Origin of the sequence: Achromobacter pulmonis, assembly GCF_002885955.2 — a bacterium.
Lineage (GTDB): Bacteria > Pseudomonadota > Gammaproteobacteria > Burkholderiales > Burkholderiaceae_B > Achromobacter > Achromobacter pulmonis_A.
On sequence record NZ_POQS01000008.1, the window covers coordinates 289,145 to 298,936 of the forward strand.

General features: G+C 63.1%; 8 protein-coding genes and 2 pseudogenes. 9 read left to right on the forward strand and 1 reads right to left on the reverse strand.

The annotated features are described in order from the left end of the window. Positions 1 to 10 precede the first annotated feature (10 nt). The 4 genes from C1I89_RS27860 to C1I89_RS34940 all read left to right on the forward strand — a co-directional run bounded on the left by C1I89_RS27860 (position 11) and on the right by C1I89_RS34940 (position 3,018). The gene (locus tag C1I89_RS27860; protein ID WP_003296448.1) at positions 11 to 571 is read left to right on the forward strand and encodes a DUF2857 domain-containing protein; all 561 of its coding nucleotides are present in this window, start codon (positions 11 to 13) and stop codon (positions 569 to 571) included. Continuing rightward, positions 571 to 1,776, forward strand: a complete 1,206-nt coding sequence (locus tag C1I89_RS27865) for an STY4528 family pathogenicity island replication protein (RefSeq protein WP_003296449.1) — start codon at positions 571 to 573, stop codon at positions 1,774 to 1,776. Before C1I89_RS27860 ends, C1I89_RS27865 begins: the two co-directional genes overlap by 1 nt. A gap of 358 nt (positions 1,777 to 2,134) precedes the next feature. Then, a complete protein-coding gene (locus tag C1I89_RS27870; protein ID WP_003296450.1) occupies positions 2,135 to 2,923 on the forward strand; it encodes a PFL_4669 family integrating conjugative element protein in 789 nt (262 codons plus the stop codon). Continuing rightward, positions 2,920 to 3,018 carry a DUF3158 family protein gene (locus C1I89_RS34940; RefSeq protein ID WP_219929614.1) on the forward strand — a complete coding sequence of 33 codons (99 nt, stop codon included), beginning with the start codon at positions 2,920 to 2,922 and terminating at the stop codon, positions 3,016 to 3,018. Before C1I89_RS27870 ends, C1I89_RS34940 begins: the two co-directional genes overlap by 4 nt. A gap of 146 nt (positions 3,019 to 3,164) precedes the next feature. On the opposite strand, the gene C1I89_RS27880 is transcribed toward C1I89_RS34940, so the two are convergent. Continuing rightward, positions 3,165 to 4,130: an IS5 family transposase gene (locus tag C1I89_RS27880; RefSeq protein WP_102770808.1), complete on the reverse strand. Its 966-nt coding sequence runs from the start codon at positions 4,128 to 4,130 to the stop codon at positions 3,165 to 3,167. Positions 4,131 to 4,200: 70 nt separating this feature from the next. Here C1I89_RS27880 and C1I89_RS27885 point away from each other — a divergent pair. From C1I89_RS27885 to C1I89_RS36010, 5 genes and pseudogenes are all read left to right on the forward strand, one after another. Beyond that, positions 4,201 to 4,650: pseudogene (locus C1I89_RS27885) on the forward strand (DUF3158 family protein); the annotation flags it as partial. Between the two features lie 73 nt (positions 4,651 to 4,723). After that, the gene (locus C1I89_RS27890) at positions 4,724 to 5,125 is read left to right on the forward strand and encodes a single-stranded DNA-binding protein (protein WP_003296452.1); all 402 of its coding nucleotides are present in this window, start codon (positions 4,724 to 4,726) and stop codon (positions 5,123 to 5,125) included. A 274-nt stretch (positions 5,126 to 5,399) separates the two neighbouring features. After that, positions 5,400 to 7,409, forward strand: a complete 2,010-nt coding sequence (locus tag C1I89_RS27895) for a DNA topoisomerase III (protein ID WP_003296453.1) — start codon at positions 5,400 to 5,402, stop codon at positions 7,407 to 7,409. A 310-nt stretch (positions 7,410 to 7,719) separates the two neighbouring features. Next, a pseudogene (locus C1I89_RS27900) lies at positions 7,720 to 8,688 on the forward strand (DNA topoisomerase); the annotation flags it as partial. Positions 8,689 to 9,039: 351 nt separating this feature from the next. Next, a complete protein-coding gene (locus C1I89_RS36010) occupies positions 9,040 to 9,351 on the forward strand; it encodes a hypothetical protein (RefSeq protein ID WP_003296454.1) in 312 nt (103 codons plus the stop codon). Positions 9,352 to 9,792: the final 441 nt, after the last annotated feature.

The window sequence follows — 9,792 nt, forward strand, 5'->3', positions numbered from 1 at the left end:
AGGCGTAGCCATGTCCGGACCTCACCCACTTAACCAGGCAGTGATCGCCCAGGCACTTCATGATCTACGCAACGGCCAGTTGCGCCGGGCCAAGTCGATGGGGTTCGACGACAAGGATCTGGATGCCCTCAAGCATCCCGCGATGGCCAGCGTGCTGGCCAACGCCAACGTGTCGTGGTGCTCGGTAGTCGTCAACCGCGATGTGCTGCGTCGTCTGCTGCACCAGGTAGAAGACGTCACCGAGGAGGTGGTGAAGATCGATCGGCTACTGCGCCTGGGCGCCAGCACGGAGCTGATCAGCAAATTCTTCGGCTTGACCCACCAGGAGATCGCCTTGCGTCGCAGTGTCATCGGCCTGCCGAAACGCAAGGGGCGGCATCCGGTATTGACCGAGGAACAGGACACCGACCTGTGGAAGCGCTGGTCCTCGACAGTGAAGGAGCAGGAAGTCGACAGCAACGACGACATGGGAATGCTGGGCGTCGCGGCGGATCTCGCCGAGGCCACTGGGCTGCCTCTGTCCGTGATCTGGAATGCCTTGCGCGGATGGATCGATGAAGGGCTGACCTGATGACGGATGGGCCACACCCTACGCGCGGCCCCGTCCGGCTGGGCGAGCTGTTCGAGCAGGCGCTCGGCCAACTGGCACCTCAACAGCCGCCGCCGGCCCCATCTGCAGTCTCACCACCGACCGACGGCTTTCTCTATAGTGGCAATCGACACGACAGCGTGCCGCGTGCATTGCTGCTGGACCGGCGCCTGACACCGCTTGAACGCAACGGCTGGCAGGTGTTCCGCCTGATGCTGGCGGACGACGGCATCACCGCCATGCCCACCTACGACCAGCTTGCGCCTTGGCTGGCCTCCATGCCTTGTGCCGAGAGGGCATCGCACGAGACGGTGGCCCGAGCGCTGACCGTGCTGCGACTGACGCGCTGGATCAGCCTGGTGCGGCGCCGGCGTGATCCCAGAAGCGGGCGCATTCAGGGCAACCTCTACGTCCTGCACGACGAACCGCTCACCCCTTACGAAGCCATCCAGCTCGATGCCGATTATCTGGAGTTGGTCAGCCAGGCACTGACGCATGCCAGCAAATCCGTCCAGCGCGTGGGCGCGACCACCCTGCAGGAGTTGACGCAAGACCCCATGCTCAGCGGCCGAGTGCTGCCGAGTCGCCTGGAGATTCTGTCACAGCGGCTGTCAGCGCAGGGCTGGAACGGCACATCGAGTTATCCACAGGGCGGCGGCGAACACGATTCCGAAGACGGCTCCGACGACCGTCTTCGGAATCTGGCGAACCTCTCTTCGGATTCCGAAGCAGGCCGGAAAAGCCCGGAAAACGGCGCACTTCGGAATCCGAAGTCGAACCGTACAGTACGTATAAAAGAAAGTATTAAAGAAGTACGTACAGTACCGCGCGCGCAAGAAGAACGTCAGCAACTGCAGTTGCCCAGGCGCTTCCTGGCGCTGAAGGCGGAGCAGCAGAACGGCGCGCTGGCCGCGATGCAGTCAGTGGATCACGATCTGCGGCAAGCCCTGCTGGACGAATGGGATGCACGCTGCGCCTCCACGACGGTCCGCAATCCCACCGGCTACCTGTTCGGCATCATTCAGAAGGCCTTACGGGGAGAATTTCGCACCTGGGCTGCACAGAAGGCGCCTGCGGCGCCAGTCAACAGGACACCAGAGCCCGATCCGCCGCCCGCCACACCTGCTGATGCGGAAGTCGCGAAAGCTCATCTGGCGCGCCTGCAGGAACTGTTGCGCTCGACCTGACACGCCCGCGAGCCGGCACGGCGTCGAGAGTCATCAGCCCGGAAGCTGCTCTGCAATGTCCAAGGTGTTCCACCGTCGCCTATACCCCGGGTATAGCGGAACACACCGCCTTCCGCCCGCAGCGGCCCTGATCCACACCGTGCTCCCCCGGCAGCATCCACTGAGCGCCATGGACGCCTATACCCCGGGTATAGCGCAACACGCAGCCTTCCGGTGCGGCATCGCAACGGTGCTTCCGAACGATGCGCGCGGCTGGCCGCTCCGACAAATCAGGCAAGCGGCGGGTTCGGTTTGATGACTGACGGCCTTCCGGCCAACCCGGATGCTGACGACTCATTCATCACCGAGAGTCGTCACCATGGCCCAAGAGAACAATGCCACCGAATCCCTTCAGTTGAACCTGGGATCGCTGCGCAGCGCGATGTCCCTGACCCTGCACACCCACCATGCGTCCCGCATCTGGCATGGCCGCGCCCCGGCCGAAGGCAGGCCCGGCATCATCGGCCTCAACGGCTTTGTCTCCATCATGAACAAGCTCAAGCGCGGCGCCGAACAGGACGACCCCTATTCGGACTGGTGGATGCTGCGCATCGAGGACAAGCTATCCACCACCAAGGAACAGCTCCAGACCCTGCGCCAGCAAGTAGACCAGGCACTGGCCGGCGTGCCGCCTGCGTTGAGCCTGGGCGAGAACCTCAACGTCCAGCCGGTCAAGCTGCCGCTGTTCGTGTCCTCGCAGTTGGGCTTCATGGCGGTGTATCTGCTGGCGGACTACGACGATCTTGCCCGACGTCTGATCCTGGCCCACCACACCGCGCTGATCGATCGCTCGACGCTCGAACGCTGGCTCAACGACGGCGCGCACTCATTGCGCAGCCTGTTCTCTCTGGCGCAGCAGTACCGGTATTCCGGCACCACGCGCGACGACTTCGCGGCGAAGAATGCCGCAGCACGGGCGGCGCTGGAAAAGTACGGTGAATTGCCCCAGGACGTGCTCGAAGGTACCCGGCGCAGCCGCTTCGCGCCGCCGATCGCACGCCGTGGCCTGCAGCAGCGCACCGCCCCCGAAACCGAACCAGCCAGCGAGCCGGATGCTGCGGCAGACCCCGCCGAAGCAGCCTCATCCGACGAGGGTGAGTCAGCATGACAGTACGCGAACCGAACCAACGCCGGCACTTCCAGCCCCTGGAACAGGCGGACTTCATCCAGTTGGAACAGGCGGGCTATCTAAGGAAGGTCTGAAGAACTCGATTTCAAACATCCAAAAATCGACCTCATGACCAAAGTATTCAAAAATGGTTAAAAACTGCTCAAATCATCGCCACTTTCGGGTTGTTTGCACCCCGATCAGGCCCGTTTTCGGGCCTGTTGGCGCTTTTTGGGCGCACTTACCCTGCCACCGCCGTCAACGGGCGGCGTGCCATCCAGATATTGGACAGCGTAAACAACATTTTCAAATGCGCAGTGTTCTTGGCCAGTCCACGGAATCTGACTTTACGAAACCCGAATTGGCATTTGATGACACGAAACGGATGCTCAACCTTGGCTCGAAGACTGGATTTGGCCCGCTCAATGTTTTGCGTCAAACGATCAATTGCGCTGTTACCCAAGGCGCGCCGTTTGCCGGGGCGCATGGCAATGTGCCAGGTTACGTCACGCCCTTGGTGCTCGGGTCGTTTGTCTACGCCTTGATAACCGGCATCGCCAAAAGCCAACGTTTCTTCACCATGCAGCAACGCAGCCGCCTGAGTAACATCATGCTCATTGGCAGCGGTGCCCACCACCGTGTGGACCAGCCCGCTGTGAAGATCAACCCCAATGTGGGCCTTCATCCCAAAGTGCCACTGGTTTCCCTTTTTGGTCTGATGCATCTCGGGGTCCCGCGTGCCGCTGGCGTTCTTGGTCGAGCTGGGTGCATCGATAATTGTGGCGTCCACAATGGTGCCTTTGCGCACCTGAATGCCTTGATCCTGCAACAGCAGGTTGACCGCCTCAAGCGCTTGGTCGGCAATGTTGTGCTGCTCGAGCAGATGACGGAAGTTCAAAATGGTGGTCTCGTCCGGCACACGACCTCCAGGCAGTTTGGCAAACTGGCGCATCGAAAAGCTGTCGTACAGCGTCTCTTCCATGGCCGGGTCCGACAGCGAAAACCACAGTTGCATGAAGTAGATGCGCAGCATCGTTTCCAGCGGATACGGTGGACGACCGATGCCCGGTTTGGGGTAATGCGGATCGACCAGATCGGCAAAGAGCTTCCACGGCACCGCACGCTCCATCTTGGCCAGAAACTTCTCACGGCGCGTTTTCTTGCGTTTGCCAACGTACTCGGCTTCGGAAAAACTCAACTGGCTCATCGGGTTCACTCGGATCGGACTGTTTTCAATAACTTATATTCTGACAGGTTCGTTGGACTTGTTCAGAGGTTCCCTAAAAGGCCTTTTAAGGGCTTTTAAGGGTAAAGGGGATCTCGAAGACTGGGTCAACCGGTGTCACGCGCTCAGGGATGAGTTGATTGACCTGGCGCAGCGGCGCGTGCTGGCGCAGGCGCGAGGCTATCCCTTCCGTCTGCTGTCCATTGAACTGGCCCAGCAGCGTACCGGCGCAGGCACGACCTTTCTGCGCTGGCGCAAGCACGACCGCTCGGCGATGGGCGTCGCCCTCTGGCAGGAGGTCATGGCCTCCACGGCCACGCCGGTGAATCTGCTGGAGGATCTGCTCGCGCTGGAACAGCAGCGCATCGCGTTGAACATGCAGATCAGTCTGCTGCATACCCTCGGCCGGCAGGCCCAGGACTGCGCCGGCAAGATGGCCCAGGCCGAGGACGCTTATCTGCGCCGGCTCAAATCCATTCCCGCCGCAATGCACGATCGGTGATTGCGCCAGGCATCCCAGCACGCGCCCGGGGCCGACTTGGCACGGGCATTTCAACCACCACGGAGATCACAACATGAGCACGCATTTTTCTGGAGAAGGCAACATCGGCTCGCCGCCCGAGTACCGCGAGTTCCCGAATGGCAACGACGAACCCAGTCGCCTGCTGCGCCTGAACGTCTATTTCGACAACCCGGTGCCCAAGAAGGACGGCACCTTCGAGGACCGTGGTGGCTTCTGGGCGCCGGTCGAAATCTGGCACCGCGATGCCGAGCACTGGAAGGATCTGTACCAGAAAGGCATGCGCGTTCTGGTCATCGGCCGCATGGAGCGCGAACCCTGGGAGGACAAGGATGAGAAGCCGCGCGAGACCTGGCAGATCAATGCGCGCAGCGTCGGCATCCTGCCGTACCGGATCGAGTCGGTCACGCTCAGCCCGAAGCCGACATCAGCGGAGCAGCCGCCACCGTCGGAGTAGGCGCATCTCCAGGGGCGAGCCTACCGAGGCTCGCTCCGTCTTCCTGTCTTCGGGAAGCGAGGTTCCACCAACATCCACCGCGTTTTCGCGCGCCCAGCGCAAGAAGCTCCAGTACACATCAACACTTCGCACGCCCAACGCCCCCGGTCGGATATGCCGCCGTTTCCGTGATCAAAGCGGGTGCCTGCACATTCCTCTTGTTTGCGGTGAGGTTCGCAACATCCAGACATGCTGCTGCCCAGATACATCGGCAATGTGATTTGGATGGACAGGCATGCGGCTATTTCTCTGCGAAAAACCTTCGCAAGGCAAGGACATCGGGCGCCTGTTGGGCGCAAGGCAGCGCGGCAATGGTTGCCTCAACGGCCCCGGCGTTGTCGTGACGTGGTGCATTGGCCACCTTGTCGAAGCCGCGCCGCCGGAAGCCTATGACGAACAGCTCAAGCGCTGGACGATCGAGCAACTTCCCATTATTCCCCAGCACTGGCGGGTTGAGGTCAAACCCAAGACCGCAGCGCAATTCAAGGTCGTCAAAGACCTTCTGAGCAAGGCGACCGAACTGGTCATCGCCACCGACGCCGATCGCGAAGGCGAACTGATTGCGCGCGAGATCATCGATCTCTGTGGCTATCGCGGCCCCATTCAACGGCTGTGGTTGTCAGCACTGAACGACGCCTCGATCCATGCCGCGCTCGGCAAGCTGAAGCCTTCGGGCGACACGCTGCCCATGTATCACTCGGCGCTGGCGCGCTCCAGAGCGGACTGGCTGGTGGGGATGAACCTGAGCCGCCTGTTCACCCTCCTGGGGCGCCGGGCCGGCTATGACGGCGTGCTGTCGGTCGGACGCGTGCAGACCCCCACGCTCAGACTGGTGGTCGATCGCGATCGTGAAATCGCGGCCTTCGTCTCCGTCCCGTTCTGGTCCATCGAAGTGGCGCTGTCCTGCACAGGCCAGACATTCACCGCGCAGTGGCTGCCGCCATCGGCCAGTACCGACGATGCAGGCCGTTGCCTGCAGGAGCCTGTTGCGCAGCAGGCGGTGCAGCGCATCCGCGCCGCTGGCGCTGCTCAGATGGTATCGGTCGAGACCGAACGCATGCGCGAAGGCGCGCCATTGCCGTTTGATCTCGGCACCTTGCAGGAAGTGTGTTCCAAGCAGTTCGGCCTCGATGTCCAGGAGACGCTAGAGATCGCCCAATCCCTGTACGAGACGCACAAGGCCACCACCTATCCACGTAGCGACTCCGGCTATCTTCCCGAAAGCATGCATGCCGAAGCGCCCACGGTGCTCGACAGTCTGCTCAAGACCGATCCGAGCCTGCGCCCGATCATCGACCAGCTCGACCGCACCCAGCACTCGCGCGCCTGGAACGACGCCAAGGTATCGGCCCACCACGGCATCATCCCCACGCTCGAACCCGCCAACCTGTCGGCGATGAGCGAGAAGGAACTGGCCGTCTACCGCCTGATCCGCGCCCACTACCTGGCGCAATTTCTTCCGCCGCACGAGTTCGACCGCACGACAGCAAGGTTCTCTTGCGGCGACCAGACATTGCAGGCCGTGGGCAAGCACGTAGTCGTGCCGGGTTGGCGCCTGGTACTGGCCGAGCCGCAACCCGACGATGCCGGCGATGACGCCGCACCCCGCAGCCAGGTGCTGCCAGCGCTACACCAAGGGCTGGCGTGCCAGGTGGCTGGGGTCGATCTGAAGGCGCTCAAGACGCTGCCGCCGCGCCCGTACACCCAAGGTGAGTTGGTCAAGGCGATGAAAAGCGTCGCCAAACTGGTGTCAGACCCACGCCTGAAACAGAAGCTGAAAGATTCCGTGGGCATCGGCACCGAAGCGACCCGCGCCAATATCATCGGCGGCCTGCTGAACCGTGGCTACCTGATCAAGAAAGGACGGGCCATCCGCGCCTCGGATGCCGCCTTCACGCTCATCGACACCGTGCCCGCCGCGATCGCCGATCCCGGCACAACCGCGGTGTGGGAACAGGCGCTCGACATGATCGAAACCGGACAGCTCGCGCTCGATACCTTCATCGACAAGCAGGCGGCCTGGGTCACGCAGTTGATTGCGCAGTACCGTGGCACCTCGCTGTCCATCAAGATTCCCGAGGGGCCAGCATGCCCGCAGTGTGGCGGTGCCACGCGCCAGCGCAGCGGCAAGAGCGGTCCATTCTGGTCCTGCGCGAAATACCCCGACTGCAAGGGAACGCTGCCCATCGAATCGGGCAAGCGTGCCGCGCCGCGCAAGCGCCGCGGTGGCCCGAAGGCCTCCTGAAAGACAGAGAACCCGTCGTCGCGTTGACCACCCCCGGCAACGTGACCACCGCCCCGCAGCCCTGCGAGGCTCCCAGCACGCGATACCTTCTGTTGCGGTGTGCGCGCCCCTTGCGAGGGGCGAGAAGGCCTTTTTTCCTCGAATCACGCACCGCGTATTCCCTCGATCAGTAACAGTCCCGCCCGCTGCGAAGGGTCTCCTGATGCCTTGCCTGCCATGGGGGTCGAGGCATCAGGAGACCCTTCAGGGTTGGCGGTATTCGACACCGGCGCCCACCGGTGAAAAGAACGGGCTCCCTTTGTGCGCGGNGAGCCTGCGCCCGATCATCGACCAGCTCGACCGCACCCAGCACTCGCGCGCCTGGAACGACGCCAAGGTATCGGCCCACCACGGCATCATCCCCACGCTCGAACCCGCCAACCTGTCGGCGATGAGCGAGAAGGAACTGGCCGTCTACCGCCTGATCCGCGCCCACTACCTGGCGCAATTTCTTCCGCCGCACGAGTTCGACCGCACGACAGCAAGGTTCTCTTGCGGCGACCAGACATTGCAGGCCGTGGGCAAGCACGTAGTCGTGCCGGGTTGGCGCCTGGTACTGGCCGAGCCGCAACCCGACGATGCCGGCGATGACGCCGCACCCCGCAGCCAGGTGCTGCCAGCGCTACACCAAGGGCTGGCGTGCCAGGTGGCTGGGGTCGATCTGAAGGCGCTCAAGACGCTGCCGCCGCGCCCGTACACCCAAGGTGAGTTGGTCAAGGCGATGAAAAGCGTCGCCAAACTGGTGTCAGACCCACGCCTGAAACAGAAGCTGAAAGATTCCGTGGGCATCGGCACCGAAGCGACCCGCGCCAATATCATCGGCGGCCTGCTGAACCGTGGCTACCTGATCAAGAAAGGACGGGCCATCCGCGCCTCGGATGCCGCCTTCACGCTCATCGACACCGTGCCCGCCGCGATCGCCGATCCCGGCACAACCGCGGTGTGGGAACAGGCGCTCGACATGATCGAAACCGGACAGCTCGCGCTCGATACCTTCATCGACAAGCAGGCGGCCTGGGTCACGCAGTTGATTGCGCAGTACCGTGGCACCTCGCTGTCCATCAAGATTCCCGAGGGGCCAGCATGCCCGCAGTGTGGCGGTGCCACGCGCCAGCGCAGCGGCAAGAGCGGTCCATTCTGGTCCTGCGCGAAATACCCCGACTGCAAGGGAACGCTGCCCATCGAATCGGGCAAGCGTGCCGCGCCGCGCAAGCGCCGCGGTGGCCCGAAGGCCTCCTGAAAGACAGAGAACCCGTCGTCGCGTTGACCACCCCCGGCAACGTGACCACCGCCCCGCAGCCCTGCGAGGCTCCCAGCACGCGATACCTTCTGTTGCGGTGTGCGCGCCCCTTGCGAGGGGCGAGAAGGCCTTTTTTCCTCGAATCACGCACCGCGTATTCCCTCGATCAGTAACAGTCCCGCCCGCTGCGAAGGGTCTCCTGATGCCTTGCCTGCCATGGGGGTCGAGGCATCAGGAGACCCTTCAGGGTTGGCGGTATTCGACACCGGCGCCCACCGGTGAAAAGAACGGGCTCCCTTTGTGCGCGGATGTGCGCCAGACGATGCCGGCCCCAACCACGACAAGGGCCGGGTGAATGCTGAGACAGCGAACGGTTCCACCGACGACCGCAACCTGAACCAGTACACGGGTGGTTTCCTCCTCCAAGCCGAAGGCGGCCAGCCTTCGGCGTGTTTTCTCCTGCGCATCCGCCATGACGACCCGGCAATTCTGCCTCGGTCACACGAACAGGAGACACCCGAACGAATCCTCAACCACAAGCCGGCCGCCGAGGCGCCGCGCTACAAGGCGATTGGCAATTCGATGGCGGTGCCGTGCATGGCCTGGCTGGGCCGGCGCCTGCTGCAGACTCTGGACAACGCGGGGCGCACGACTGCGCATTGATCAGCGACACCACGCAACGGCAGGCGCATTGTCGGGCCTGCATCGCTGATTCGTCAGCCGTTGCCAGCAGCCAGGGTCGTGCAGGCTGCGTCGCGGACCCTCCGCGCCGACCGTCCTTGTCCGCATCGCATCGTGCCGCGGACACGCGCCCATTCCGGGCGTCGATGCTGCTTCTCCCTCGGGCCGACCGGCCCATTCCCCTTCCCACCGGCATCCGCCTGTTCAGTGCCCCGTCGCACCGGGCAGCGCTGTGCCTGTCCGGTGCAAACCATTATCCAAGGAGTCATCTCATGAGAACCCTTCGTCTCAAGACCAACCAGCACAGCCTCATCGCCAATCTGCGCCATGCGTTCAACCAGGGCTCGATGCTGGGCGAACTGTTACAGAACGCCCGCCGCGCCCAGGCCAGCGCGATCCACATCACGGTGAACCAGGACAGCC